The sequence below is a fragment of the Microbacterium sp. NPDC056057 genome, assembly GCF_042266945.1.
GTDB lineage: Bacteria > Actinomycetota > Actinomycetes > Actinomycetales > Microbacteriaceae > Microbacterium > Microbacterium trichothecenolyticum_C.
The window spans coordinates 515700-541992 of record NZ_JBHJWS010000003.1 but is presented as its reverse complement, the minus strand read 5'-3'; the positions used below and the strand labels follow the sequence as shown (position 1 = coordinate 541992).

Annotated in this window: 21 protein-coding genes and 4 tRNA genes; 12 read left to right on the top strand and 13 right to left on the bottom strand. The window is 69.6% G+C overall.

Going from position 1 to position 26293, the window contains the following annotated elements; genetic code table 11:
- Window positions 1–17: 17 nt before the first annotated feature.
- Both ACFC1K_RS14440 and ACFC1K_RS14435 read left to right on the top strand, forming a co-directional pair.
- Window positions 18–1100: an alpha/beta fold hydrolase gene (locus ACFC1K_RS14440; protein WP_375872137.1), complete on the top strand. Its 1083-nt coding sequence runs from the start codon at window positions 18–20 to the stop codon at window positions 1098–1100.
- 21 nt (window positions 1101–1121) lie between these two features.
- Complete coding sequence (locus ACFC1K_RS14435; protein WP_375872136.1) at window positions 1122–2579, top strand: hypothetical protein; 1458 nt, start codon at window positions 1122–1124, stop codon at window positions 2577–2579.
- A gap of 48 nt (window positions 2580–2627) precedes the next feature.
- On the opposite strand, the gene ACFC1K_RS14430 is transcribed toward ACFC1K_RS14435, so the two are convergent.
- Genes ACFC1K_RS14430 through ACFC1K_RS14415 form a run of 4 tightly spaced genes read right to left on the bottom strand, consistent with a single transcriptional unit; the run spans window position 2628 to window position 7176 of the window.
- Window positions 2628–3521, bottom strand: coding sequence for an alpha/beta hydrolase (locus ACFC1K_RS14430; protein WP_375872135.1), 894 nt, complete (start codon window positions 3519–3521; stop codon window positions 2628–2630).
- A gap of 1 nt (window position 3522) precedes the next feature.
- Window positions 3523–4866, bottom strand: a complete 1344-nt coding sequence (locus ACFC1K_RS14425; RefSeq protein ID WP_375872134.1) for a cytochrome P450 — start codon at window positions 4864–4866, stop codon at window positions 3523–3525.
- Between the two features lie 2 nt (window positions 4867–4868).
- A complete protein-coding gene (locus ACFC1K_RS14420; RefSeq protein ID WP_375872133.1) occupies window positions 4869–5336 on the bottom strand; it encodes a nuclear transport factor 2 family protein in 468 nt (155 codons plus the stop codon).
- A 10-nt stretch (window positions 5337–5346) separates the two neighbouring features.
- Complete coding sequence (locus tag ACFC1K_RS14415; RefSeq protein WP_375872132.1) at window positions 5347–7176, bottom strand: peroxidase family protein; 1830 nt, start codon at window positions 7174–7176, stop codon at window positions 5347–5349.
- A gap of 367 nt (window positions 7177–7543) precedes the next feature.
- Here ACFC1K_RS14415 and ACFC1K_RS14410 point away from each other — a divergent pair, with 367 nt between their 5' ends.
- Both ACFC1K_RS14410 and ACFC1K_RS14405 read left to right on the top strand, forming a co-directional pair.
- Entirely contained in the window at window positions 7544–9964 is a 2421-nt protein-coding gene (locus ACFC1K_RS14410) for a GMC oxidoreductase (protein WP_375872131.1), read from the top strand.
- On the top strand, window positions 9961–11001 hold the full coding sequence (locus ACFC1K_RS14405) for an alpha/beta fold hydrolase (RefSeq protein WP_375872130.1): 1041 nt from the start codon (window positions 9961–9963) through the stop codon (window positions 10999–11001). Before ACFC1K_RS14410 ends, ACFC1K_RS14405 begins: the two co-directional genes overlap by 4 nt.
- 9 nt (window positions 11002–11010) lie before the next feature.
- Here the strand turns inward: ACFC1K_RS14405 and ACFC1K_RS14400 are convergent, their stop codons facing one another.
- The gene (locus ACFC1K_RS14400) at window positions 11011–11670 is read right to left on the bottom strand and encodes a DNA alkylation repair protein (RefSeq protein ID WP_375872129.1); all 660 of its coding nucleotides are present in this window, start codon (window positions 11668–11670) and stop codon (window positions 11011–11013) included.
- 41 nt (window positions 11671–11711) lie between these two features.
- On the opposite strand from ACFC1K_RS14400, the gene ACFC1K_RS14395 reads away from it, so the two are divergent.
- Window positions 11712–11924 (top strand): KTSC domain-containing protein, encoded by a 213-nt coding sequence (locus ACFC1K_RS14395; protein WP_375872128.1) that lies wholly within the window; start codon window positions 11712–11714, stop codon window positions 11922–11924.
- Window positions 11925–11968: 44 nt separating this feature from the next.
- Here ACFC1K_RS14395 and ACFC1K_RS14390 read toward each other — a convergent pair.
- The 3 genes from ACFC1K_RS14390 to ACFC1K_RS14380 form a co-directional block, all read right to left on the bottom strand.
- Window positions 11969–12043: transfer RNA gene (locus ACFC1K_RS14390), tRNA-Val, on the bottom strand.
- Between the two features lie 24 nt (window positions 12044–12067).
- Window positions 12068–12141: transfer RNA gene (locus ACFC1K_RS14385), tRNA-Cys, on the bottom strand.
- A gap of 56 nt (window positions 12142–12197) precedes the next feature.
- Window positions 12198–12270: transfer RNA gene (locus ACFC1K_RS14380), tRNA-Gly, on the bottom strand.
- Between the two features lie 155 nt (window positions 12271–12425).
- Between ACFC1K_RS14380 and ACFC1K_RS14375 the strand changes: the two genes are divergently transcribed.
- Window positions 12426–12501 (top strand) — tRNA-Val (locus tag ACFC1K_RS14375).
- A 42-nt stretch (window positions 12502–12543) separates the two neighbouring features.
- Here the strand turns inward: ACFC1K_RS14375 and ACFC1K_RS14370 are convergent.
- The 3 genes from ACFC1K_RS14370 to zapE form a co-directional block, all read right to left on the bottom strand.
- Window positions 12544–13002 (bottom strand): type II toxin-antitoxin system PemK/MazF family toxin, encoded by a 459-nt coding sequence (locus ACFC1K_RS14370; protein WP_375872409.1) that lies wholly within the window; start codon window positions 13000–13002, stop codon window positions 12544–12546.
- Between the two features lie 147 nt (window positions 13003–13149).
- Complete coding sequence (locus tag ACFC1K_RS14365; RefSeq protein ID WP_056367312.1) at window positions 13150–14391, bottom strand: ammonium transporter; 1242 nt, start codon at window positions 14389–14391, stop codon at window positions 13150–13152.
- A gap of 209 nt (window positions 14392–14600) precedes the next feature.
- Window positions 14601–15629: a cell division protein ZapE gene (zapE, locus tag ACFC1K_RS14360; RefSeq protein ID WP_375872127.1), complete on the bottom strand. Its 1029-nt coding sequence runs from the start codon at window positions 15627–15629 to the stop codon at window positions 14601–14603.
- Window positions 15630–15815: 186 nt separating this feature from the next.
- Here zapE and ACFC1K_RS14355 point away from each other — a divergent pair, with 186 nt between their 5' ends.
- Together ACFC1K_RS14355 and ACFC1K_RS14350 are read left to right on the top strand one after the other, a co-directional pair.
- A complete protein-coding gene (locus ACFC1K_RS14355) occupies window positions 15816–16721 on the top strand; it encodes a sulfurtransferase (protein ID WP_375872126.1) in 906 nt (301 codons plus the stop codon).
- A gap of 34 nt (window positions 16722–16755) precedes the next feature.
- Window positions 16756–17196, top strand: a complete 441-nt coding sequence (locus ACFC1K_RS14350) for a SufE family protein (protein WP_310290876.1) — start codon at window positions 16756–16758, stop codon at window positions 17194–17196.
- Window positions 17197–17212: 16 nt separating this feature from the next.
- Here the strand turns inward: ACFC1K_RS14350 and ACFC1K_RS14345 are convergent, their stop codons facing one another.
- Window positions 17213–18466, bottom strand: a complete 1254-nt coding sequence (locus ACFC1K_RS14345) for an alpha/beta hydrolase family protein (RefSeq protein ID WP_375872125.1) — start codon at window positions 18464–18466, stop codon at window positions 17213–17215.
- 25 nt (window positions 18467–18491) lie between these two features.
- Here ACFC1K_RS14345 and ACFC1K_RS14340 point away from each other — a divergent pair, with 25 nt between their 5' ends.
- The 4 genes from ACFC1K_RS14340 to ACFC1K_RS14325 all read left to right on the top strand — a co-directional run bounded on the left by ACFC1K_RS14340 (window position 18492) and on the right by ACFC1K_RS14325 (window position 23703).
- Window positions 18492–19082, top strand: coding sequence for a DUF3000 domain-containing protein (locus ACFC1K_RS14340; protein WP_310290881.1), 591 nt, complete (start codon window positions 18492–18494; stop codon window positions 19080–19082).
- Entirely contained in the window at window positions 19075–20274 is a 1200-nt protein-coding gene (locus ACFC1K_RS14335) for a ribonuclease D (protein ID WP_375872124.1), read from the top strand. The genes ACFC1K_RS14340 and ACFC1K_RS14335 overlap by 8 nt, the downstream gene beginning before the upstream one ends.
- A gap of 72 nt (window positions 20275–20346) precedes the next feature.
- A complete protein-coding gene (locus ACFC1K_RS14330; protein ID WP_375872123.1) occupies window positions 20347–21552 on the top strand; it encodes a thiolase family protein in 1206 nt (401 codons plus the stop codon).
- Window positions 21553–21558: 6 nt separating this feature from the next.
- Window positions 21559–23703, top strand: a complete 2145-nt coding sequence (locus tag ACFC1K_RS14325; RefSeq protein WP_375872122.1) for a 3-hydroxyacyl-CoA dehydrogenase NAD-binding domain-containing protein — start codon at window positions 21559–21561, stop codon at window positions 23701–23703.
- 67 nt (window positions 23704–23770) lie between these two features.
- Here the strand turns inward: ACFC1K_RS14325 and pepN are convergent, their stop codons facing one another.
- A complete protein-coding gene (pepN, locus tag ACFC1K_RS14320) occupies window positions 23771–26278 on the bottom strand; it encodes an aminopeptidase N (protein ID WP_375872121.1) in 2508 nt (835 codons plus the stop codon).
- Window positions 26279–26293 lie beyond the last annotated feature (15 nt).

Below are 26293 nucleotides of genomic sequence, written 5' to 3'. Positions count from 1 at the left end.
GATGCTGGGGGGTCGAGATGAGCGAGCACGAAGCCGCATCGACGGCGACGGATGCCTCGGAGGAACGCGTTCGACGGCCGCTGCGCTGCGGCGAGCCGACGATCTACGAGTTCGACACCGAAGACGCTGTGCTGCTGAGGCTCACGCGCTTCGAGGGCGGTCGCAAGGGGCCGGTCATCCTGTCCCCCGGGTTCGGAACGTCGGCGTTCGCGTACACGATCGACACGACCGACACGAACTTCCCGGAGTACCTGTACGAGCGCGGCTACGACGTGTGGGTGCTCGACTACCGCGCGAGCCCCGCGCTGCCGTCCGGCGGCACCCAGTTCACGCTCGACGACATCGCCGCCTACGACTACCCCGCCGCGGTCGCGAAGGTGCGTGACGTGTCGGGGGCTGACTCGGTGCAGATCGTGGCGCACTGCGTCGGATCGCTCACGATGCTGATGGCGCTCGGGCTGGGCCTCGAGGGGGTGCGCTCCGCGGTGGCGTCGCAGGTCACCCTGCACCCGCGGGGAGGCACGCTCAACGAGCTGCGCGCGGGGATCTACGCCGGGAACATCCTGCAGGCGCTGGGCTTCGACACGCTCACCACCGGGTTCGACGACGACCCGTCGTGGGGCGAGACGCTCTACGACAAGGCGCTCGCCGTCTACCCCTCCGGCGACGAGCCGTGCGACCGCCCGTTCTGCCGGCGCGTGATGTTCATGTACGGCGAGGTGTACGACCACGCGCAGCTGAACGACGCGACGCACGACCACCTCGAGGAGGCCTTCGGCGTGGCGAACATGACCACGCTGCGCCACATCACCAAGATCCTTCGCGAGGACCACGCCGTGAGCGCCGACGGCGACCACGACTACCTCGACGACGTGTCGGGCCTCCGCGTGCCGATCGCGTTCCTGCATGGCGCCGACAACCGTCTCTTCCTTCCCGAAGGCAGCGAGATCACCTACGACGTGCTGCGTGAGCGCAACGGCGACGAGCTCTACACGCGGGACGTCATCCCCGGGTACGCCCACATGGACTGCTTCATCGGGAAGGATGCCGCGCGCGACGTCTATCCCGTGATCACCGGCCGGCTCGACCGGCACAACTGATACGAGAACGAGGAGAGCGCCATGACATCGATCGACCCGTCCCCGGCCGAGGCCACGGCTTCCGCGACCCACCCGGCGCTTGCCGACCTCGCCGCGTATCCGTTCCTGTCCGCGCTCACCGAACGGCGCACGAGGCGCATCCCGCGGGGCTTCTCGGTGAACGCCGGCCCGCTCAGCCACGAGAGCCACAACGCTCCGGCGCCGCTGAGCAAGCTCGAGGAGGCGATCCTCATCACGTGCGTGACGGGGATCACCGGCATCACGACCCACGACGGCCCGCTCGTCGAGAACAACGGGCTGGACGAGCTGGGTACGCCGTTCCTCAACATCATGGCCCGCACCGGCAGCAGCGCCGACAACGCGCAGGCCACCCACTTCTTCATGATCAACGACGACGGCATCTTCCTGCTCCGCGCGCCCCGCGGCGAGCGCGCGCTCGAGCTCCTCAAGGATCTGCCGCCGAAGTGGGGCGACTGGAGCGAAGCCGACTGGATCGGCGCGGCCGATGAGTGCATGGTGCGCGTGTCGGACCGCCGGCTCGACTTCCCGCGGGAGTGGCCCTACTACCTCGGCTGGAACAACCAGGCGTCCAACGCCCCGGGGACGACGATCTTCTTCCCGGTCGTCGACTGCACATGGCAGTACATCAACGCGATCATCATCCTGCTCACCGAGCCCGGAGGCATGCGGCCGCTGTTCCTCGACGACTGGCGCAGGTTCCACCCGAAGAACGCGGTCGAGTGGATCGCCAAGATCGGCAGCGGTCTCGGGATCGGTCCGAAGATCCCCTACCACCCGATCGGCGGGCTCGACCGCGTGCGCAGCGGCTACCTCAACAAGGAGAGCCAGGCGCCGCTCGGCTTCGGCGGCGCGCTGCGCACCGACTACGAGTCGTTCTTCTACTTCCAGAACCTCATGCTCCTCGGCCAGTCGATGGGGCTCGGCGGCTGGATCCACGGCTCTGTGTTCCCGCCGTACATCTGGCAGCAGGACGAGGCCAAGGGCTGGCACGGCCTGGGGTTCCGCCTCGAGGAGCCGAAGAAGCACCGCACGTGGCCGCCGGTGCCCGCGTCGCAGGCGAACCCGGTCGGGATCGACGGCATCCTCGAGGGCCTCACTCCCCCCTACGTGTCGTCGATGGACGAGGCCGTCGACCGGGTGGTCGAGTCGAAGTACAGCGCCACCGGGCCGGCGTACGGCAACGAGAAGGTGTTCTCGAGCCCGTACCGCAACTCCGACGACGCGCGCGCCTTCCTCGAGAAGGGCACCCGGTTCGGTCCGGAGGAGATCGCGTACACGAAGGAGATCTGCAACTACATCTGGGACACCTACGGCCGGTTCCCCGCGCACGTGGACGCGTTCTACACGCCCGGCATGTGGCTGCAGTTCTCGCATCTCGAGATGGAGTACTACGACCGCTTCTTCGACCCGCGACAGTACACGCGCCAGGCGGCCCACGACTCGCTCTGGCACCCCTGATCGGGTGGGGTGGCCGCGAACGGATGCCGCGGCCGCCCGATCCCGATCTCAGAGGTGCGCCGTGAAGAAGGCTGCGACGTCGTCGGCCTCCTTGCTCACGTACTGATAGCCCTCGTAGCGACCCGTCGACGGATACCGCAGGACGCCGAGCGAGCGCGGCGTGACCGAGGAGAACCCCTCCACGATGCCCATCTCGCCCCACGGGTCACCCGTCCCCTGGACGTACTGCACGACGGTGTCGCCCAGCTCCCGTGCCGGAATCGCCGGGTCGTGGCGGCTCGGCAGCGGCGCGCGCAGGAACACGTAGAGGAGGTCGGTGCTCGCCGCCGCGGCCGGTCCGAGTGGGCCCAGCACGTCGCGCGCGAAGTTGCGGTTGAAGACCGGCAGCCGGGTGGGCTGCACCGCGAGCAGCGCCTTGACCGGCGGGCCGCCGGGGATCGCATACATGACGGTGTTCGCGCCGGCGGAGGTGCCGAGCGCGCCGATGCGGGCGGGGTCGACGTCGTGGCGGCCGCGCAGATAGTGGACGGCTCCGTTGAAGTCGCGCGCCTCCCAGCGGCCCATGGTGAGTGGCGGGCGCGTGCCGCTCTCGCCGTGGTTCGACAGGTCGAAGAGCAGCACGTGGATGCCCGCGTCGTGAAGCGCCTTCGTCGCGGGGAGGAAGTCGACGTCCCGGTCGACGAACGGCACACGGCCCGCCGCGTTCCCGGTGCGGTTCCAGAGCCAGCCGTGGACGAAGACGACGGCCGGCCCCGCCGGAGCGCCGGAGGGGACGAACCAGCCCTTCAAGTCGATGCCGTCGGTCGCTGTGAACGAGACGTCCTCGGCGGCGAGGCCGACGTCGGCGGGCGTGCGCGTGATCGGCTGGCGATCCCCCCACACCATGAGCTGTGTGAGGTGCATGAGCTTGCGCAGCCCGCGCTCGCGCGTCACGTCCGCCATGTCAGCCCGCGACGGGGACGTGCTGGCGGAAGTTCACCCGCAGTCCGCTTGCGGGCAGCGGGAACAGCTCGTTGGTGAGCGTGAGGTCCTGCTCGGGGATCGACCATTCCGCTGTGCGGAGCAGGAGCGTCAGGTACATCTTGACCGCGACCGTCACGATGTTCTCGCCCGGACACCGGTGGTGCGTGCTCTGGCCGTCGCCGTGCGGGACGTAGCTTCCCGGGGGCAGCGCGGCCTCGGCCGTCGCCTCGAAGCGGTCGGGGTCGAAGCGGTCGGGATCGGGGAAGACGTCGGGGTTGCGCATGTTGATGTGGATGCCGCCCATCGCGCCCCACCCCTTCGGGATGCGGAAGCCTCCGACCTCCATGTCGGCCTGCACTCGGCCGAAGAAGGTCGCGGAGTTCATGGCGAAGTACCGGCGCACCTCCTTCGAGATCTGCTCGAGGTACTCCATGCGCTCGATCTGCTCCATGGTGATCGGTCCGTCCGGAGAGACCGCGAGAACCTCCGCGCGGGCGCGCTCCATGACGTCGGGGTGCTGCCCGACGATCATCGTGGTGAGCGTGAGCGGCACGAAGTAGCCGCCCTGGCCCGCGAAGATCAGGTGACGGATGTCGCCGCGGAGCGCCTCGACCGGCACGTCGGCGTCGTTCGCGGCGACGATCATACGGGCGACGACGTCGTCGTAGCCGCCCTGCTGGTGCTTCGCGAGGGCGTCGCCGATGATCTCGTCCATGCGCCGCCGACCTGCGATCGCCTTGCCGTACTTCGTGCCGGGGATCGGCACCGGCAGCGTCATGAACGCATCGCGCATGTTGGCGAGGTGGTGGTCGAGTTCTGCCGCGTGCTCCTCGCTGCGGTCGCCGGTGTACAGCGCCCCGGTGAGCCGTGCCGCGAACCGCTGCAGGTCCGCCCGCAGGTCGTGGCCGGTGCCGCTCTTCAGCCACGGATCGATGCTGCGCTCGAGCAGTTCCTGCATCGTGGGCAGGTACGACGCGATCGCGGACCGATAGCCGACCGCGCGCAGCATGACGGCCTTGCGCGCGTGGTGCTCGACGCCGTCGATCAGCGCGAGCGAGTTCATGAAGATCTGCTCGGCCGAGATCGGATCCGCGTCACCGCGCACGATCCGCTCGTCCATCGCGAAGGTGTGGAACGCCTCGTGCCCCGAGAAGATCACGAAGCTGTTGCCGAACAGCCGCGTTCTGAAGATCGGTCCGTACTTCTCGATGCGGTCCTGGTAGAACCGGTGGTTGTTGCGCAGGATCGACAGGGTCTCGCCCAGCCAGGGCAGCCCGAACCGTCCGGGGGGCAGGGGCTTCTGCGCAGCCTTCGGCGTCGCCATCGTCAGGTCGCCTTCTTCTTCGGCAGGAGCTTCATCGTCCATCCGAACCAGCGCGAGGAGCGGAACACCCAGTTGATCATCTGCTGGTTCCACTCGTGGAGCCAGTACTCCTTGATCAGGTGGTTCTCGTCGAGGATGAAGATACCGGTGGCGCGTCCGTGGAGGGTCTTGACCGGCATCCGGATCTCGTACTTCAGGATGACGGTGGTGAACGTCTCGCCCGCGGTGATGTCGAGCACCTCGCCGACGAATATGCCGTCCTTGATGAACTGCGTGAGCCGGGTGTACAGCCCCACGATGTCGTCGGTCGTCCGGTAGTCGCCCGACATGTGGTTCTGACCCGGATAGTGGATGACGGCGTCGGGCGCGAGCAGCCGGCGGAACGCCGGCATGTCGGCGGCCATCAGCACGTCCCAGTAGGTGCGGATCAGGGTGAACCGCGCCTCGCGGTCCGCCTCGGTGACGGTCATGACACTCCCCTCATCCCGCGGCGCTCGCCGCGGCCGATGCCGTGCTGGTGGAGCGTGCGGCTGTGGAGCCGACGACGTTCCACGGGGCGAACGCGTTCTTGACGCCGTCCAGCGACGGCGCGAGCTGCGGGTAGTGGCGAAGCAGCACCGAGGCCATCGTGTTGTCGGCGACCCACTGCATCCCCGTCTTCGTGTAGTACTCCTCGGTGTAGCAGTCGGTGATGAACCGGTCGCTCTTGAGGCGGCGGCTGGCCATGAGGATGAACACGCGGAACGCGGTGTCGCTGAACCCGAATCCCGGCGGCGGTGTCTCGGCGTGCATGCCCACCTGCAGATCGACCTTCTCGACGTCGCCGTACATGGCCTCGAGCTCCTGAGCCCATGTCGGGTTGTCGGTGAGCTCGTCGAACGTCGCGGCGGGCTTCAGGTGCAGCTGACGGCGGAACTCGTTGTACCGCGGGACGCCGCGTTCGCGATCACGCATGACGTCGAGGGCGGCGAGGTCGAGGCGCAGTCCGTCGGGCAGCGTGATGTCCTGCATCCAGCGCGGGAAGTTGTGCAGCTGGACGGCGCCCGGATGCTGCACCCCGAACGAGTACCAGAGGTCCTGGACCTTCGCGCCCGAGGTGAGCACGCGGTGGGCGTTGAGCAGGATGATCTCCTGGAACTCCATGCTGTCCACCAGGGAGCCGTCGTCGAGCGAGTGGACCTCGAGGGTGTCGGGCAGAAGCGGGTGGAGGCGGTACACCGCCGCGAACTCCTCGGTCAGCTGATACGGCGAGCCGTGGTGGTCGAACCCGGATCCCGGAATGCCGCTGATGACGTCGCTCTTGCTCAGGCGGCCGAACATACGGTGGAGCCTCTCCTCCGCGAGCCCCCACCAGTTCGCGCGCATGGCGACCTTGAGCACAGGGTGCGCGATGATCGCGGGCGTCCACTCCACGGTGTGGATCTTGGCGAGGAGCGCCGAGACCACCAGCTGCGCGGTGCCGAAGAGCTCGTCCTCGGTCATGCCCGGGTAGTCCTTCTTCAGCCGATCGCAGATCGCGTTGTGCTCGAGGGTGAACAGTGTGTGCAGGAGGCCGAGGCCCACCCACCAGTTCTCGCTGAACCCGGTCAGCGCAACCCCGGTGGCGGGGTCCAGCGGCAGGTTCCCGTCCTTGAGGACGAGCTTTCCGTCCACGTGGCTGCGCACCTGCTCGCGACGCTCAGGAGTGCTGCCGTAGATCGACGACGCGTCCCACCAGTGGGAGTTGTTGTTGATGAACGTCGGAGGCAGGTCCCGGTCGGCGTCCGTGCGGGTGTCGTCCGCCTTCGTGCGCGGGATGCGCATCGGCTGCTCGAACCAGTCGTCGCCGTCGGCGACGTCGATCTCGATGACGTCGGCGGGCTCCCTGCCGTGCGCGAACCAGTCGTGCGTCTGGAACTGGATCCAGGCGGCGGCGAGGAGGTTGATCGAGGTCGCCGGGGTGAACGTCTCGCGGCGCATCAGCTTCCGGCTCACCTCCCGTGGGTTCGGTGTCATGAGCTCGTCGCCCCCGGCGGGCCAGGCGTGCGCCAGCGGCACGTTGCGCGCGAATCGTGTGCCCGCCTTGCCCATGTCGGGATCTCCCAGATCGTTGAACGAGCCGTCGGCGGTGCGGAACCGCCGTCGCTCCTCGCCGGCCGTGGCCGGGGTGACGCCTGGTGCACGGCCGGCTCCGCCCGGCGTGCGGGTGTCGACGAGGTTGGCCTCCCGCAGCTCGTCGCGCAGCGCGATCAGGTTGAGCAGGCCCAGAAGGAAGGGAAGCCGATACCACGGCCTCGTGCGATTGATCCGTGCGTAGAAGCGTCTGAGCACCTTGGGTCTCCTCGTGGCCGGCGGTTAACGCGGGAGGGCAGGTCCGTGGATCTGCCCGAATCATAGTGAAGAGAGCACGCACGGGCCATCCTTCGTACATGCGCCGCGCAGATCTTTCGGCAGTCCTGCTCCGCAGCACGACTCGGGGCGTGAGGCATCCGTTGCGGCGCCGTCGTCGGGATCACTAGTTTGAGTGCCGAGGGGGTGGTTTCGGGGCGACGTATCTTCTGCGGCGCGCGGGACTCCTCCGGTGTACGACCGTCTCCACCGAGTGTGTCGCCGAGCCCCGCAGAGAGGGAGTCGATGATCCGTACGCAACACGAGAACGACCAGAGGCACGCCGAGCTCCGTACGGAGGTGGCCTGAGATGCCCGCGGCCGAACACGTCGACGCGGTGGTGGTGGGCTCCGGATTCGGGGCATCGGTCAGCGCCTACCGACTGGCCGAAGCGGGCCGCTCCGTCGTGCTGCTCGAACGGGGACGCGCCTATCCGCCGGGGAGCTTCGCGCGCAATCCGTACGAGATGAGCCGGGCGTTCTGGGAGCCGAAGGACGAACTGCTGGGCCTGTTCGATGTGCGCTCCTTCCGCAAGCTCGAGGGCATCGTGTCGGCCGGCCTCGGCGGCGGGTCGCTCATCTACGCCAACGTGCTCCTGCGCAAGGACGAGCGCTGGTTCGTCCACGATTCGCCGCTTCCCGGCGGCGGGTACGAGCACTGGCCGATCGGCCGCAACGACCTCGACCGGCACTACGACGCCGTCGAGGCGATGATGACGCCGGTGCCCAACCCGTATCCCGATCTCCCCAAGGCGCGGGCGCTGCGCGACGCCGCCGAGACCCTGGGGCTGCAGGCCTTCTCGCCCCCGCTCGCCGTGTCGTTCTCGTCGAGGCCCGGATCCGAGGCGATCCCGAAGCAGGTGATCGATGTCCCCTCGTACGGCAACCTGCACAACGCGACGCGATTGACGTGCCGGCTGTGCGGCGAGTGCGATATCGGCTGCAACGAGGGGTCGAAGAACACCCTCGACCACAACTACCTCTCCGCCGCGGCCTCGCACGGCGCCGAGCTCCGCACGTTGTGCGAGGTGTACGGCGTCACGCCGCTCGACGGCGGCGGGTACGACGTGCGCTACGTGCGGTACGGCGAGCCCGACGCGAGCGGCCGTCACGAGCGCACGCATCTGCGCATCACATGCGACCAGCTGTTCCTCGGCGCCGGCACGTTCGGCACCACCGCGCTGCTGCTGCGCAACAGGGTGGCGCTGCCCGCCCTCGGACGCGCGCTGGGAACGCGCTTCAGCGGCAACGGCGACCTGCTCACCTTCTGCTTCGGCGCGCAGTCCACGACCGAGGCCGGACACACGAGGATGATCGACCCGGCGTACGGGCCGGTGATCACGACCGCGATCCGCAAGCCGGATGGGCTGGACGAGGAGGGACAGGGGCGCGGGTACTACGTGCAGGAGGCCGGCTTCCCCGAGTTCACCAGCTGGCTGGTCGAGACGGCCCAGGTCACCGCGTCGATGCGCCGCGCTGCCGGCGTCGTCTCGCAGATGGTCGCGCATCGGCTGACGAACAAGAACGAGTCCACCATCTCCGCCGAGGTGGCCAAGCTCGTCGGCCAGGGGCGGCTGACTTCCAGCTCTCTCCCCCTGCTCGGCATGGGCCGCGACACGCCCGACGGACGCATCACCCTCGTCGACGGCGAGATCGACGTCGAGTGGACGACCGCGACCAGCAAGGCGTACTTCGACGCCATGCGCGAGACCATGCAGGGCATCACCGAGTCGCTCGGCGGCAAGTTCCGCGACAACCCGCTCTGGTGGACGAAACGCGTCGTGACCGTCCACCCGCTGGGCGGCACGCCGATGGGCCGCGCCCCCCAGGAGGGCGTCGTCGACAGCTGGGGCGAATCGTTCGGCCACGCCGGGCTGTTCGTCGTGGACGGCTCCGCCGTGCCCGGCCCCGTCGGGCCCAACCCCTCGCTCACGATCGCCGCGATGGCCGACCGCGCCCTCGAGCACGCCCTCGAGAAGCCGAAGCCCCGGCGACGCCGCGCGGCGGCGGACGTGGCCCCTACGCCGGTCGTCGAGGCGCCCGCTGACCCGGTCGCCGGCCGCGGCATGGAGTTCACCGAGAAGATGAAGGGCCACCTGGCCCTGGGCGAGACCGATCCGCTCGCCGGCTGGGAGCTCGGACGCCAGCTCGCGCAGCGATTCATGTTCCAGCTCACGATCACCGCACCGGATGTCGAGCGCTTCGCCGCCGGTGAGGATCACACCGCGATCGCCGAAGGGTACGTCGACTGCGACCTGCTCGGCGGACGGCTGCCCGTGCAGCGCGGATGGGCCAACCTGTTCGTGACGGCGGCGGCCGCCCTCACCCGCGAGATGCGCTACCGGCTCTGGTTCAGCGACCTGTCCGGCCAGCCGCTCACGATGTACGGCTTCAAGACGGTCCGAAACGACCGCGGGTTCGACATGTGGACCGACACCTCCACGCTGTACATCACTCTCATGCGCGGGCACGTCCCGCCAGGCGAGAACGGTGCGCAGGATGCTCCGGCCGACGTGATCGGCGCCGGCATCCTGCGCATCCTGCCGCTCGATTTCGCGCGTCAGCTGACGACCTTCCGCGGGTCGGGGTCGGGCCCGCTCGGCTCGATCGCACGCTTCGGCGCGTTCTTCGCCGGTTCGATGAAGGACGTGTACCTGCGCCCAGGACCGCCCGCACCCGGCACTGTTCCGGCCGCGGTCTCGTCGGCGTCGCCGGCGGAGGACGCATCGTGAGGGCGACAGCGCGTTTCCGGCATCACGACGAGGTGCACTTCATCGACGCGGGCGACGGCGTGGCCATCACCCTCATCAGGGTGCGCACCGACGCCGGGCCCACGAAGGGGCCGGTGCTGCTGCTGCATGGCGTCGCGATGCGCGCCGAGTCGTTCCGCCCTCCGGTCGCCCGCACGCTCGTCGACGCGCTTCTCGACGACGGCTGGGACGTGTGGATGCTCAACTGGCGCGGCTCGACCGATCTCGACCCGCGGCCGTGGACGCTCGACGACGTCGCGCTGCACGACGTGCCCTCCGCTGTCCGCTACGTGCTCGCGCAGACGGGCGCCTCGTCGCTGCGGGCGGTGGCGCACTGCCAGGGATCGACCGCGCTCAGCATGGCGGCGGTCAGCGGGCTCGTGCCCGAGGTCGACGTGATCGTGTCGAACGGCGTCTCGCTGCATCCGGTGATGCCGACGTTCGCGCGGGTGAAGCTGCATACGCTCCGACCCCTCGTCCAGCGGACGCAGTCGTACGTTGACGTCCCCTGGCGCGACGGACCCGAGGGCGCCCTTCCTCGAGTGACCCGCAACGCCGTGCGCATGTGGCACGCCGAGTGCGGCAACGCGAGCTGCAACATGGCGAGCTTCGCGCTCGGATCGGGACACCCCGCGCTGTGGCGCCATGCGAATCTGGATGCCGCGACCCACGACTGGGTGGCGACCGAGTTCGGCCGCGTTCCCATGAGCTTCTACGCGCAGCTCGCGGCCTCCGACCGCGCCGGGCAGGTCGTGCCGATCCGCGCCAAGGGCGGACTCCCCGTCAGGTTCACTGCCACGGCTCCTCGGACGCAGGCCCGTTTCGCGCTGTTCACCGGAGCGGAGAATCGCGCGTTCCTCCCCGAGAGCCAGCGGAAGACCCACGCCTACCTCGAGCGGCATCAGCCGGGCCGGCACTCGCTCACCGTGCTCCGCGGATACGGCCACGCCGACGTCTTCCTGGGCGCGCGTGCTCACATCGACGTGTACCCGCGGGTTCTCGCCGAGCTGAACGCGTGACCGGCGCGGTCAGAGGTGCTTGAGGGCCTCACGGCGTGACAGCGGGCTCAGCGCGTGCCCGTCGACGTACTGCCGGACCCATTCCGGCGCGACGCGGGCGTATTCGCGCAGTGCCCACCCGATCGCCTTGCGGAGGAAGAACTCGGGGTCGGCGAGGTTCGGCGCGATCGTGTCGGCCAGCAGATCCGGATCGACGCGATCACCTCGGCCCAGCTGCGACAGGATCGCGATACGCCGGATCCACAGGTCGTCATCGTGCGCCCAGGCTCGCGCGAGGACGCCGGTCGAGGCGGGGCGGGCGTCGTGCAGATCGGCGAGGCGATGGGCGAGCTCGTCGGTGAAGTCCCACCACCGTCCCGTCCGGACCATGTGCTCGACGAGCGGCACGAGCGCCAGGTCGCCGCGCAGCGGGCGCATGGCGAGCAGCGCGAGGGCGGCATACCGCTCTTCGCGGTGGCCGGCGGTGTCCCACAGCTCGAGTGCCGTCGCGCGCAGGGTCGCAGCATCCATCCCCTTCGCCGCCCGCTTCGCGACGAGCCGCGCGTCCGGGACGCGGACGCCGAGGAACGGCATGGCCGACTTCATGTACGCCTGCTGTCCCGGCGCGCGCGCCGGGTCGGCGACGGTCTGCAGATCGGCGCGGATGCGGGCGGCGAGATCGTCGGTCACGCCGACCACGGTAGCGCGGCCCGTCCGCGTAGCCTGAAGCCGTGCGACGACTCCGTCTGGATTCCGCGGCGATCGCGTCGGCCGGTTACGACGCCGACACGGCCGTGCTCGAGCTCGAATTCGCGTCGGGCGACGTGTACCGCTACTTCGCGGTGCCGCCGTCGGTGCACCGGGCGCTGCGCGACGCCGACAGCGCCGGCAGGTTCTTCCGGGAGCGGATCAGGGACGTGTACCCGTCGGAGCTCATCCGCTGAACCGCCGTGAACGGCAAAACCCCCGCCGAAGCGGGGGTTTCAGGTGGTGCGCGATACTGGGATCGAACCAGTGACCTCTTCCGTGTCAGGGAAGCGCGCTACCGCTGCGCCAATCGCGCCCGTGAAGGGCTATTCAATTCGAGTGGAGGTGGCGACGGGATTCGAACCCGTGTAAACGGCTTTGCAGGCCGGTGCCTAGCCGCTCGGCCACGCCACCGCGTGTGGTTTGACCCCACGTGCCGTGACCTCTTCGTAAAGAGATCCCTGCACTCGAGCGGATGACGAGACTCGAACTCGCGACCCTCACCTTGGCAAGGTGATGCGCTACCAACTGCGCTACATCCGCATTTTGTTTCCGGCTTGTTCACCCGGGCACTTGAAAGACTCTAACCGATCCTGAGCGTCCTGCAAAACCGAGTGCACCCCGCGCGTGTCTCGCCGATGTGGTTCGAGGCACGCTCCGGCATCCGGTAAGGTTGTTACTCGTCCCCCTCGGGGAACGGGCGATTGGCGCAGTTGGTAGCGCGCTTCCTTCACACGGAAGAGGTCATCAGTTCGAGTCTGGTATCGCCCACCACCACAGAAGACCCGGTCACGAAAGTGATCGGGTCTTCTTGCGTCAGTTGCCGACGTCCCAGCCGTAGCGGCGGTGGAGGGCGTCGGCCACGCGCACGAACCGGTTCAGGTCGAGAGCGGATGCCTCGCGCCGCATGCCCTCGCGATGCACGCTGTAGAGCTGCTCGATGTCGATCCACGACGGCCTGCCCTGCGCGTCCCACTCCCCCGTGCCCAGCGCAAGGAAGTCCCGGTCGCCGTCGTGCGGCTTGCTGGTGAGCCGGACGGCGTAGACGCGGTCGGCGCTCTGGCGCGCGATCACGAGGAGCGGCCGGTCCTTGCCACGGCCGTCCTTCTCGGCGTACGGCACCCAGGTCCAGATGATCTCGCCGGCATCCGGGTCGCCGTCGTGATCGGGGGCGTAGGTGATCCGCAGCGCTCCCCTGCCGGGAGGCGCGACCTCCACGGTCGCCGTCGGCCCGCTGCGGCCGTCCTCAGGCCCCGGCGCGGTCCTCGCCGGCACCGCCGTCCGGCGGGGCCGGAAGATGCCGCTCAGGATGCCTCGCAGCCCGCTTCGCTGTGTCACATCGTCACCCTAGCCAACGCCCGAACACGGCGAAGGCGCCGTGGCGTTGCCACGGCGCCTTCGGATCCGGGGGATCCGTCAGGATCAGACGCGCTCGTCCAGGAGGTAGCCCTCCTCGCCGTGCACGACGGTGTCGACGCCGGCCAGCTCGTCCTCATTCTTGACGCGGAAGCCGATGGTCTTCTCGATCACGAAGCCGATGACGAAGGCGACGATGAACGAGTAGAGCAGGACGCCGACGGCGGCGATCACCTGGACGATCAGCTGGTCGGGACCGCCGCCGAGGAAGAGGCCGGTCTCGGTCGCGAAGAAGCCGAGGTAGATCGTTCCGAAGAGGCCGCCGACGAGGTGGATGCCGACCACGTCGAGCGAGTCGTCGAAGCCGAGCTTGAACTTGAGCTCGATGGCCAGGGCGCAGATCGCGCCGACGAGCACGCCGAGCAGGAGCGCCCATCCCGGGGTCAGGTTGGCACACGCGGGGGTGATCGCGACGAGACCGGCGACCGCACCCGAGGCGGCACCCACCGACGTGGGCTTGCCGTCCTTGAACTTCTCGACGACGATCCAGCCGATGACGGCCGCGGCGGTCGCACCCAGCGTGTTGATCGTGATGAGGCCGACGTTGCCCATGTCCTCCGACAGCCACTCCGCGCCGCCGTTGAAGCCGAACCAGCCGAACCACAGCAGCGCGGCGCCGAGGAGCGTCAGCGGCACGTTGTGGGGCTTGAGGATGCCCTTCTGGAAGCCGATGCGCTTGCCGAGCACCAGGGCGAGCGCGAGGGCCGCGGCACCCGCGTTGATGTGCACCGCGGTGCCGCCGGCGTAGTCGATCACGGCCACGCCGCTCTCCTCGCCGAACATCGTCGTGCCGAGGTTGTAGATCCAGCCGCCGCCCCAGACCCAGGCCGCGACCGGGAAGTAGACGAGAGTCGCGAACAGGCCCGCGAAGATCATCCACGCGCCGAACTTCGCGCGGTCGGCGATCGCGCCCGAGATCAGGGCGACCGTGATGATCGCGAACGTCGCGCCGTAGGCGGTGCCCAGGAGGCCGACGTTCGCGCCCTCGCCGCTCGAGAGGCCCGAGAGGCCGAAATCGCTGAACGGGTTGCCGGCGAAGCTCCAGGTGCCGTCGACGACGCTCATGTTGGCGCCGTACAGGATCCAGAGCACGCCGACGAGGCCCAGCGCGCCGAAGCTCATCATCATCATGCTGACGACGGACTTGGCCTTGACGAGACCGCCGTAGAAGAACGCCACACCGGGCGTCATGAGAAGGACTAGGGCGGTTGCGGTGACCGCCCAGGCGATGTTGCCGGGTGCGTCCATGGGGTGATACCTCGCATCGGGTCAGTGACATTTCCACGAGGCGTCACGGGTGTCCGCCTTGTGCTGACCACAGTTTTGCGAGGGCCGGTTTCACCCGCCGTGCGTACCGTGTTTCGCGATGGTTACGTCGACCCCTCTGATGTAAACATCAGATTTCGGCGGGGCGAGAGCCCGCCGCGAAGAGGCCGGCCCCGGCGCGACCGGGCGCATCACGCGAGGGTCGATGCCACCAGCCGCGAGACGGCGCGCAGGTACTTCTTGCGGTATCCCCCGGCCAGCATCTCCTCGGGGAAGACGAGATCGAGCGACGAGCCTGTCGCGCGGATGGGCAGCTGGGCGTCGTAGACGCGGTCGATGAAGGCGACGAACCGCAGGGCCGCCGACTGATCCGTGAACGGGGCCACATCGCGCAGCCCCACGAGCGCCAGATCCTCGATGAGCCGGATGTAACGGGACGGGTGCACGTGCGCGAGGTGGGCGACGAGCGCGTCGAACGTGTCGTCCGACGCGAGGCCGGTCGCCGCAGCATCCGCGATCGCCGCCTCGTACTGCGGCTCCTCGAGCACGACGGCGTGCCCGTCGACCGCGCGATGGCGGAAGTCGGTGCCGTCGATGCGGATCGTCTGGAAGCTCGACGCCATCGCGTGGATCTCGCGGAGGAAGTCCTGCGCGGCGAAGCGCCCCTCGCCGAGTGCATTGGGAGGGGTGTTGGATGTCGCGGCCAGCCGCGTCCCCGAGGCCACGAGTTCGGCGAGCAGGCGTGTCATGACCATCGTGTCGCCGGGGTCGTCCAGCTCGAACTCGTCGATGCAGAGCAGGTCGGCGCCTCGGAAGAGCTCGACGGTGTTCTGGTAGCCGAGCGCGCCGACGAGTGCGGTGTACTCGATGAAGGATCCGAAGTGCTTCCGGCGGGCGGGCATCGCGTGATACACGGACGCGAGCAGGTGGGTCTTGCCGACTCCGAAGCCGCCGTCGAGGTAGACGCCGGGCTTGAGCTCCGGGCGCTTCGCGCGCCGGAACAGGCCGCCCTTGACGGGCGCGGCTGCGCCCGAGAAGGCCTGGAGCAGATCCTTCGCGCCCTGCTGCGAGGGATAGGCGGGGTCGGCGCGGTAGGTGTCGAACGTCGCGTCGGCGAACTGGGGCGGCGGAACGAGTGCGGCGACCATCTCGGCGCCGGCGAGCTGCGGAGTGCGCTCCGCGAGGTGGACGACGCCGGTGCGGGTGGTGGAGACGGTCATGCGGATCCTGCTTCGGAATCGTTCAGAGGGCCTGTGACGGAGTCTTACAGAAGTGCTGTGTCGCCCCGCCCGGGAATCTAGGGTCGGAGGCGACGGTTCAACCCTAACCGTCAGCCGTGCGCGCCCGTCCTCGCTTGACGCGGGATGACAGCAGCCCGAGCCCTCGCACCCGATCCAGGAGTTCCCATGACCGTCGAGACCGACACCTCGTCCGAGAAGTTCGCCGAGTACTCCGAGCCGGGTCGGCTCGTGACGGGCGACTGGCTCCAGGCGCGCCTCGGCGAGCCGGGCCTCGTCGTGGTCGAATCCGATGAGGACGTGCTGCTGTACGAGATCGGGCACATCCCCGGCGCCGTCAAGGTGGACTGGCACACCGAGCTCAACGACCCCGTCGTGCGCGACTACGTCGACGGCGAGGGCTTCGCTGAGCTCCTCAGCCGCAAGGGCATCTCGCGCGACGACACCGTCGTCATCTACGGCGACAAGAACAACTGGTGGGCCGCCTACGCGCTGTGGGTGTTCTCCCTGTTCGGACACGAGGATGTGCGCCTCCTGGACGGCGGACGCGACAAGTGGATCGCCGAGGGGCGGCCGATCACGACGGATGCCTCGACCCCCGCGCCGACCGACTACCCGGTCGTCGAGCGCGACGACTCCGTGCTGCGCGCCTACAAGGACGACGTGCTCGCGCACCTCGGCAACGGACCGCTCATCGACGTGCGCTCCCCCGAGGAGTACGACGGCTCCCGCACCTCGGCGCCGGCGTACCCCGAGGAGGGCGCCCTGCGCGGCGGGCACATCCCGTCGGCGCAGAGCGTGCCGTGGGCACGCGCGGTCGCCGAGGACGGCGGCTTCAAGCCCCGCGCCGAGCTGGACGCGATCTACCGCGGCGAGGTCGGGCTCGCGGACGGCGACGCGATCGTCGCCTACTGCCGCATCGGCGAGCGGTCGAGCCACACGTGGTTCGTGCTGAAGCATCTCCTCGGTTTCGAGGACGTCCGCAACTACGACGGCTCGTGGACCGAGTGGGGCAGCGCCGTGCGCGTGCCGATCGTGACGGGTGCGGAGCCGGGAGAAGCGCCCGCGCGCTGAGCCGCAGCATCCACAGCATGGGAAAATGGCGGGGATGACCGACACCGCACTGCCCGACCGTCTCGCCGAGATCCGCGACGAGTTCCTCGAGCTGCCCGAGCCCGATCGGCTGCAGCTGCTGCTCGAGTACTCCTACGAGCTGCCTCCGGTGCCCGCGGAGTACGAGGGTCACCCCGAGCTGTACGAGCGGGTGGTCGAGTGCCAGTCCCCGGTCTTCATCGTCGTCGACGTCGATGCCGACGGGACTGTCGCGATGCACGCGACGGCTCCGCCGGAGGCGCCGACGACCCGCGGCTTCGCGAGCATCCTGGCGCAGGGTCTCACCGGCCTCACGGCGGCCGAGGTGCTCACGGTGCCCGGCGACTTCCCGCAGACGCTCGGGCTGACCCGGGTCGTGTCGCCGCTGCGCATCTCGGGCATGACGGGGATGCTCCTGCGCGCCCAGCGTCAGGTGCGCGCCAAGACGGCGGTCTGACCCCGATCCGGGCTCGTCAGTCCGCGACGATCCCGTGGGCGGCGAGCCACGTGCCGATGCTGGCGCTCCAGCGCTCCTGGTCGTAGTTCCAGAGCTTCGTGTGCCGCGCCACCTCGAACACCTGCATCTCGACCAGATCCGGACGGGCGGCGACGAGCGCGTGCGACGCATCCGACGGCACGAATCCGTCGTCGTCGCTGTGGAGGATGAGGATCGGATGCCGGAGCTCGGCAGCCCGCGCGACGACGTCGAGCTGATCGAGGCGGATGGCCGCGCCGGTGCGGGTCAGCGGCGACGCCCACTCGGCCTGCAGCGCCTCGATCGCGAGTCGGCTGACCGCGCCCGGGACCCGCTCCGCCTTGGCCTGGTAGTCGAGCACGACCCGCCAGTCGACGACCGGCGACTCGAGGATGAGGCCCGCGATGGCGTCGCCGTGCGCTGAATTGAGGGCGAGCTGCAGCGCGATCGCGCCGCCCATCGACCAGCCCATGACGATGATCCGGCGCGCACCGCGTCGCCGTGCGAATCCGACCGCCGCGTCGACGTCGCGCCACTCCGTGGCGCCCAGCGCATACGTGCCGTTGCGGCTACGGGGCGCCTCGCCGTCGTTGCGGTACGACACGACGAGCGAGGTGATGCCGAGGCCGTGGAACACCGGCACCGCCCGCAGGCACTCGGCGCGCGTGGTGCCGCGCCCGTGCACCTGGATGACCCAGGTGTCGCCCTCGCCCGCCGGGAACAGCCACGCCGGGCACGGCCCGACCGTCGAGCCGATGAGCTCGGGGGTGAAAGGCAGGTGCAGCTGCTCGGGGTGGTCGTAGTACCAGCCGCTGAACGCAGCCTCGGGAGCGAGGCTCGCGTCGGCCGCAACGTGCGTGAGCAGCTTGCGCTTGACGCTCGAGGCGTCCTCCGAGAGCACCGAACCGAGCTTGATGTAGTCGGACGTGCCGCTCGTGAAGAGGCCGTAGCGTCCGGGCAGCTCGGTGTCGGCCGTGCGCGACAGCGTGATCGTCTGCGCGGCGATGTCGAGCGCCAGGATGCGGGTGTCGGCCTGTCGGCGCGCCGGCGTCACGACCTTTCGCGCCATCACGACGGAGCCCGCCGCGAGCGCTCCGAGCACGGCGGCCAGGGCCACGCTCAGCACCGTGAGCGCGGCCTTCACACCGGCGACGAGGGCAGGCGTCCTGCGCCTGCGGCGAGGAGCGAGAGCCTTCGGCCCTCCCGGGTAACTGCGTGCGCCGCCCCATGCGGCGCGCCTGGAGGCGACCATCGAGGCATCACTCTAGTCTGTCCGCGTGACTGAGCAGCGTCCCCCGGCGGCACCGGGCTCTTTCGAGCAGGCCGCCGAGGCGGTGCGGGCGATCTCCTTCCGCGACGACCTCACCGTCCGCGAGATCGCCGCGCCGCAGGGTCTCGCTCCGAACGCGTTCGCCATCGCGGGCGACGTCCGCCCCGAGCCCGACGCCACGGACTCGCCGTACGGCACGGGCCGGCTGGTCCTCCTGCACGACCCGGAGGAGCCGGCGCCGTGGAACGGGCCGTGGCGCATCGTGTGCTTCGCCCAGGCTCCGCTCGAGCCCGAGATCGGCGTCGACCCGCTGCTCGCAGACGTCGCGTGGACCTGGCTCACCGACGCCCTCGAATCACGACGCGCCGGCTTCCATTCAGCCTCCGGCACAGCGACGAAGACCCTCTCCAAGGGGTTCGGCGCACTGGCCGCGGAGGGCGACGGCGCGCAGATAGAACTGCGCGCATCCTGGTCCCCGGAAGGCGCGATCGCTCCGCACGTGGAAGCATGGGCGGAGCTGGTATGCATGCTGGCCGGGCTCCCGCCCGGCTCGGAAGGGATCGCGATGCTCGGTTCGCACAGGTCGCCACGTGGCTGAATACGACGTGATCGACGAGGTCGCGCGCGTCGGAGAGGTCGCGCGGCGCCTGGCAGACGGGGAGGGTCCCGTCGCCGTCGACGTCGAGCGCGCCTCGGGGTTCCGCTACTCGCAGCGGGCATACCTGGTGCAGGTGTACCGGCGCGGTGCGGGCGTGTTCCTCTTCGACCCCCCGCCGATCGGCGACTTCCGCGCCCTCGAGGACGCCATCGGGGCCGAGGAGTGGGTGCTGCACGCGGCGAGCCAGGATCTTCCGTCACTGCGGGAGATCGGGCTCGAACCGGCTTCCATCTTCGACACCGAGCTCGCCGCCCGCCTCCTGGGTCACGAGCGGGTCGGATTGGGCGCTGTCGTCGAGGACACGTTGGGCATCACGCTCGCGAAGGCCCACTCCGCATCGGACTGGTCGACGCGTCCGCTGCCCCAATCGTGGCTCGAGTACGCGGCTCTCGACGTCGAGCATCTCGTCGACGTGCGCGACAAGCTGGTCGCAGAGCTCGTGGAGCAGGGCAAGACCGAGTTCGCCGCTGAGGAGTTCCGCGCCGTGCTCGAGCGCGAGCCCAAGCCGCCGCGGGAGGAGCCGTGGCGCCGCCTCTCGGGCCTGCACACGGTGCGAGGCCGCAAGGCGCTGGCCGTAGCCCGCGAACTGTGGACCGCCCGCGAGGAGTACGCGAGGGAGGAGGATGTCGCGCCCGGCCGCCTCGTCCCCGACCGCGCCCTCGTCGCGGCCGTCCTCGCGGATCCGGCGTCGAAGAGCGCCCTCGCGGCCGTCAAGGACTTCACCGGCCGCGCGAGCCGGTCGCAGCTGGATCGGTGGTGGGCGGCGATCGAAGCCGGACGCGCCGTCACGCAGCTCCCTCTGGAACGCGCCACCGGCGGCGACACGCTCCCGCCGCCGCGGGCGTGGGCCGATCGCAACCCCGAGGCGGATGCCCGTCTCAAGGCGGCTCGCCCCGTCGTGGAGCAGCGGGCGGAGGAGCTCCACATGCCGACCGAGAACCTCCTCACGCCGGAGCTCCTGCGGCGCGTCGCCTGGACTCCCCCGCAGCCGCTGACCGCGGCATCCATCGGTGAAGCCCTGGCCGCGTTGGGCGCACGATCCTGGCAGATTGCGCAGACCTCACAGGTGATCGCCGATGCCTTTGTGGATTCCGTGCAAACCGTGTCGGAGGCGTCGGAAACGGCTTCGTAGGTTTCCCCCACCCGATTCCGACCGCTCCACGCGCCCTCCTAGGCTGGCGACATCCCTACTTTTGGAGGCAGAGTGGCCGAGATTTCGGACGTCTTCTTCGTCGATGGAATGCGCACCCCATTCGGGCGCGCCGGCGAGAAAGGCATGTACTGGAACACCCGCGCGGACGACCTCGCCGTCAAGGCGACGATCGGGCTCATGGAGCGCAACCCGGGCGTTCCCCAGGACCGCATCGACGATGTCGCCATCGCCGCGACCAGCCAGACCGGTGACCAGGGTCTGACCCTCGGCCGCAGTGTCGCGATCCTCGCCGGGCTCCCGCAGACCGTTCCGGGCTTCGCGATCGACCGCATGTGCGCGGGCGCCATGACGAGCGTCACCACGATGGCGGGCTCCATCGGCGTCGGGATGTACGACGTCGCTCTCGCCGGCGGCGTCGAGCACATGGGACACCACCCGATCGGCGGCAACGCCGATCCGAACCCTCGCTTCGTCGCCGAGAAGATGGTGGACCCGGGCGCGCTCAACATGGGCGTCACCGCCGAGCGCATCTTCGACCGGTTCCCGCACTTCACCAAGGAGCGCTCGGACCGCTACGGCATGCTGAGCCAGCAGAAGGCGCAGGCGGCTTACGACGCCGGCAAGATCCAGCCCGACCTCGTGTCGGTCGCCACGAAGGACGCCGACGGCTCCTGGGGTCTCGCCACCGAGGACGAGGGCCGCCGCCCGCAGACCACGATGGAGGACCTGGCCGGCCTGAAGACGCCGTTCCGTCCGCACGGCCGTGTGACGGCAGGCACGTCGTCGCCCCTCACCGACGGTGCGACGATGTCGCTGCTCGCCGGCGGCGGGGCCGTCAAGGAGCTGGGCCTGAAGCCCAAGATGAAGCTCGTGTCGTTCGCCTTCGCCGGCGTGCAGCCCGAGATCATGGGCATCGGCCCGATCCCGTCGACCGAGAAGGCCCTCAAGAAGGCCGGCCTGACGATCGGCGACATCGGCCTGTTCGAGCTGAACGAGGCGTTCGCCATCCAGGTGATCTCGCTGCTCGACCACTTCGGCATCGCCGACGACGACCCCCGCGTCAACCAGTGGGGCGGCGCCATCGCGCTCGGCCACCCGCTCGCGGCCTCCGGCGTGCGCCTGATGATCCAGCTCGCGGCCCAGTTCGCCGAGCGCCCCGACGTGCGCTACGGCCTGACCGCGATGTGCGTCGGCCTCGGCCAGGGCGGCTCGGTCATCTGGGAGAACCCGTACTTCGACGGCAAGAAGCGGAAGTAAGCACGAATGAGCAACTACGACGACATCGACTTCTCCCCCATCCTTGCCATGACGGAGGGGGAGGTGATCACGCACTCGCGGGTGCGTGACATCCGTCTCCCCTCGGGCAAGGTGCTGGCCCTCGTCACCCTCGACAACGGACGCGACCACACGCGCCCGAACACGCTCGGCCCGGCCACGATGTTCCAGCTCGGCGAGACGCTGGACGCGCTGAAGGCGCGCGCGGCCGCCGGCGAGATCCAGGCCGTGGGCATCACCGGCAAGCAGTACATCCTCGCGGCCGGCGCCGACCTCAGCGACATCAGCAAGGTCGGCTCGAAGGACAACGCCCGCATGGTGGCGCAGCTGGGCCACAAGGTGTTCGGTCGGCTCTCCGAGCTGGGCGTGCCCACGTTCGCCTTCGTCAACGGGCTCGCGCTCGGCGGCGGTCTCGAGATCGCGCTCAACAGCACCTACCGGACGGTGGATGCCTCGGCCGCCGCGATCGCGCTTCCCGAGGTGTTCCTCGGGATCATCCCCGGCTGGGGCGGTGCCTACCTGCTGCCGAACCTCATCGGCATCGAGAACGCGCTCGAGGTCGTGATCTCGAACCCGCTGAAGCAGAACCGCATGCTGAAGCCGCAGCAGGCGTTCGACTACGGCATCGTCGACGCGATCTTCCCGGCCGCGAACTATCTCGAGGACTCGCTGGCGTGGGCCGACGGCGTCCTCGGCGGGAAGATCAAGGTCGACCGCAAGAACGAGCCGGGCAAGATCGAGCGTCTCACCAAGTGGCCGATCGCCGTCAAGATGGCCCGCGGCATGCTCGAGTCGAAGATCGGCACGGTGCCGAAGTCCCCGTACGTGGCGCTGGACCTCCTCGACAAGGCGCGGAACGGTTCGAAGGCCGAGGGCTTCGCACGCGAGGACGAGGCTCTCGCCGAGCTCGTCACGGGCGACCAGTTCGCGGCATCCATGTATGCCTTCGATCTGGTGCAGAAGCGCGCCAAGCGTCCGGTCGGCGCCCCCGACAAGGAGCTCGCGAAGAAGGTCACCAAGGTCGGCATCATCGGCGCCGGTCTCATGGCGAGCCAGTTCGCGCTGCTGTTCGTGCGCAGGCTGCAGGTTCCGGTGCTCATCACCGACCTCGACCAGGCGCGCGTCGACAAGGGCGTGGCGTACATCCACGACGAGATCGGCAAGCTCGAGGCGAAGGGCCGCCTCGACGGCGACTCCGCCAACAAGCTGCGCGCCCTGGTCACCGGCACGACCGACAAGAGCCTCTACGCGGACTGCGACTTCGTCATCGAGGCCGTCTTCGAAGAGGTCGGCGTGAAGCAGCAGGTGTTCGGCGAGATCGAGCAGATCATCGCCGAGGACGCGATCCTCGCGACCAACACCTCGTCGCTGTCGGTCGAGGAGATCGGCGCGAAGCTCGCCCACCCTGAGCGACTGGTCGGCTTCCACTTCTTCAACCCGGTCGCGGTCATGCCGCTCATCGAGATCGTGAAGACGCCCCAGACCTCGGACGCCGCGCTCTCGACGGCGTTCGTCGTCGCGAAGAACCTCGGCAAGAACGCGGTGCTCACCGCCGACGCGCCGGGCTTCGTCGTCAACCGTCTGCTGGCCAAGGTCATGGGCGAGGCCGCGCGCGCCGTCTACGAGGGCACGCCGGTCGCCGACGTCGAGAAGGCGTTCGCTCCCCTCGGACTGCCGATGGGGCCGTTCCAGCTCATCGACCTCGTCGGCTGGAAGGTCGCCGCGCACGTGCAGGACACGATGGTGCACGCCTTCCCCGACCGCTTCTACGCGAACGAGAACTTCCACGCGCTCGCGGAGCTCGGCCAGGTCGTCGAGAAGGACAAGGGCGGCCGCGTGACCGGCTGGACCAAGGCCGCGGAGAAGACGCTCAAGCCCGCGGTCGGCTCGTCGCCGGCCCCCGCTGCCGAGATCCTCCGCCGCGTGCAGGACGGCCTCGCGCAGGAGATCAAGCTCATGCTCGACGAGGGCGTGGTCCCCGAGGTCGAGGACATCGACCTCTGCCTCATCCTCGGCGCAGGCTGGCCGTTCATCGACGGCGGTGCGTCGCCGTACCTCGACCGCGAGGGCGCGTCCGACCGCGCCTTCGGCGACACCTTCCACCACCCGGTGGTCAAGGGCATCGCGAGCTGACGTCAACCCACAGGGCGACCCCGGGCCTGCGCCCGGGGTCGCCTGCGTTGCAGGAGGGTTCCGACCCTCAGCGAGCCGCCGGCTGCGCGGCGCGCACGCGGAGATCGCGCGCGAGGCCGTCCCGCTGCTCGATCACCAGGCGGCGGAGCGCGGCCGGTGCATCCTGATTCTGCGTCAGCCACGCATCGACCTGGTCGAGGGACTCCGCGGCGGGGAAGAGCCCGACCACGAGCCGTCGTGCGATCTCGATGCTGCGGTCGGCCCACGTCGGGCGGATCCGGGCGAAGTACTCGTCGTCGAAGTCGGCGATGAGGTCACGGCGGTCGCCCGCGCGCACGCCGGCGATGGTCGCCGCGAGGTGGTCGTTGGTCAGGCTCTCGTCGTCCCAGGCCGCGTACCAGGCCGCCTCACGCACGGCGGCGTCCGGCCGCGCGGCCAGCACGGTCCGGTGCGCGATGTGTCCCTGTGCCGACGGATCGCTTGCGAGTTCGGCGTCCGCATCTTCGGCCGACGCGTGCCCCGTGGCCGCCAGCGCGACGAGCCACGCCCAGCGCAGATCGGGGTCGAGGGCCAGCCCCGCAGGCGCTGCCGCAGTGCCCGCCAGCATGCTCCGGATCTCCCCTGCGCGGTTCGCCGACCGCGCCGCGGCACCGCCGAGGGCGCGGGCCCAGGCCAGCTGAGCGTCCGAGCCGGGGTCGGCGGCCCACAGCGCCGCCCAGCACGTGTCGAGCCAGGCCCCGGCGAGCGGAGTGCGCGCGTCGGGCGCCGCGTAGCGCCCGATCGCGACGGCGGCGTGGGTGATCGCGTCCGTGGTCAGTGCGATGTTCATCTCGCGGGTGGCGTGATCGCCCGCGATCTCGACGAATCGTGCGACAGGCAGATTCCCGTCTCGCGTGGAGTTCCACAGGGCCGCCCAGATCACCGCGCGGGCGACGGGATCCTCGATCGACGACAGGTGCGCTGCGACCGCGTCGGTCGACGGCGCGTCGAGGCTCACCTTCGCGTAGGTGCGATCGTCGACGTTGGCGAGCACGAGATCGATCCCCGCTGCCGTCGCGCCCTCCAGGGGTGTGCGAGGCTCGACGGCGTCCACCTGCAGCGTGGCCCGGCGCACGAGACGCCCATCGCTGACGGTGAAGAATCCGCAGGTCAGCCGGTGCGGGCGCGGATCGGTCTGCGTCAGCACCATGGGCCCGGCGTCGCCGCGTTCGATCGCGATCTCCGACACGCCGCTGGTCTGCAGCCACGCACGGCTCCACGTCGTCAGATCGCGTCCGGATTCCGCCTCGAGCGCGGACAGCAGGTCGGGCAGCGTGGTGTTGCCGAAGGCGTGGTCCGCGAAGTAGCGCTGCGCGCCGCGGAAGAAGGCGTCCTCCCCCACGAACGCCACGAGCTGCTTGAGCACCGACGCGCCCTTGGCGTACGTGATGCCGTCGAAGTTGAGCTTGGCGGCCTCGAGGTCGGTGATGTCGGCGACGATCGGATGCGTCGTCGGCAGCTGGTCCTGCACGTACGCCCAGCCCTTGCGGCGGCTGGCGAAGGTCACCCAGGCGTCCGGGAAGCCACCGGCGGCCACGGCGGCGTGGGCGCCCATGAAATCCGCGAAGGACTCCTTCAGCCACAGGTCGTCCCACCAGCGCATGGTCACCAGGTCGCCGAACCACATGTGCGCCATCTCGTGCAGGATCGTGTTCGCGCGGCCCTCGTGCTGTGCCGCCGTCGAGGCGCCACGGAAGACGTAGCTCTCGGTGAAGGTCACCAGGCCCGGGTTCTCCATGGCGCCGAGGTTGTACTCGGGCACGAAGATCTGGTCGTACTTGCCCCACGGGTACGGGTAGGCGAACGCGTGCTCGAAGAACTCCAGGCCGCGGCGGGTGATGTCCAGGATCTCGTCGGCGTCGAGGTGGGGTGCGAGCGAGGCCCGGCAGAGGACGCCGAGCGGCACGGCCCGGTCGTCGCTGCGCCACTCGCCGTCGACCCGGTGATAGGGCCCCGCGGCGACGGCCGTGATGTAGCTCGACAGCGGCAAGGTCTCGGCGAACGCGACGCGCACACCGCCGGCGACGTCCTCGCGCGCAGTCTCCGCGCCGTTCGAGAGGATCTGCCACCCGGACGGCGCGTTCACCGTGAACCGCCATCGCGCCTTCATGTCGGGCTGCTCGAAGACGGGGTACACGCGCCGTGCGTCGGCGGGCTCGTACTGCGTGTACAGGTAGACCTCGCCGTCGACCGGGTCGCGGAAGCGGTGAAGCCCTTCGCCCGATGTGCTGTACCGGCCGCGTCCCCGTACGGTCACGACATTGTGCGCAGCGAGGCCGTCGATGCGGACGCGGGCGCCGTCCCAGAGCACGTCGCGCGCCACCCCGTTGACCGTCACGCTGTCGACGGACTCGCCGAGGAAGTCCAGCCACGTCGCGTCGGCGGCGGCGGCGAAGGTCAGTGTGGCGGTCGTCGGGAAGGTCTGCGTCGCCGGATCCTGCGCGTCACGAACGTCGAGGTCGACCTCGACGGTGTCCAGACGGATGGTGCTCGATCGGGCCGCGGTCTCGTCACGGGTGAGGTTCGCGGAGGTCATGCCCCCATGCTTTCA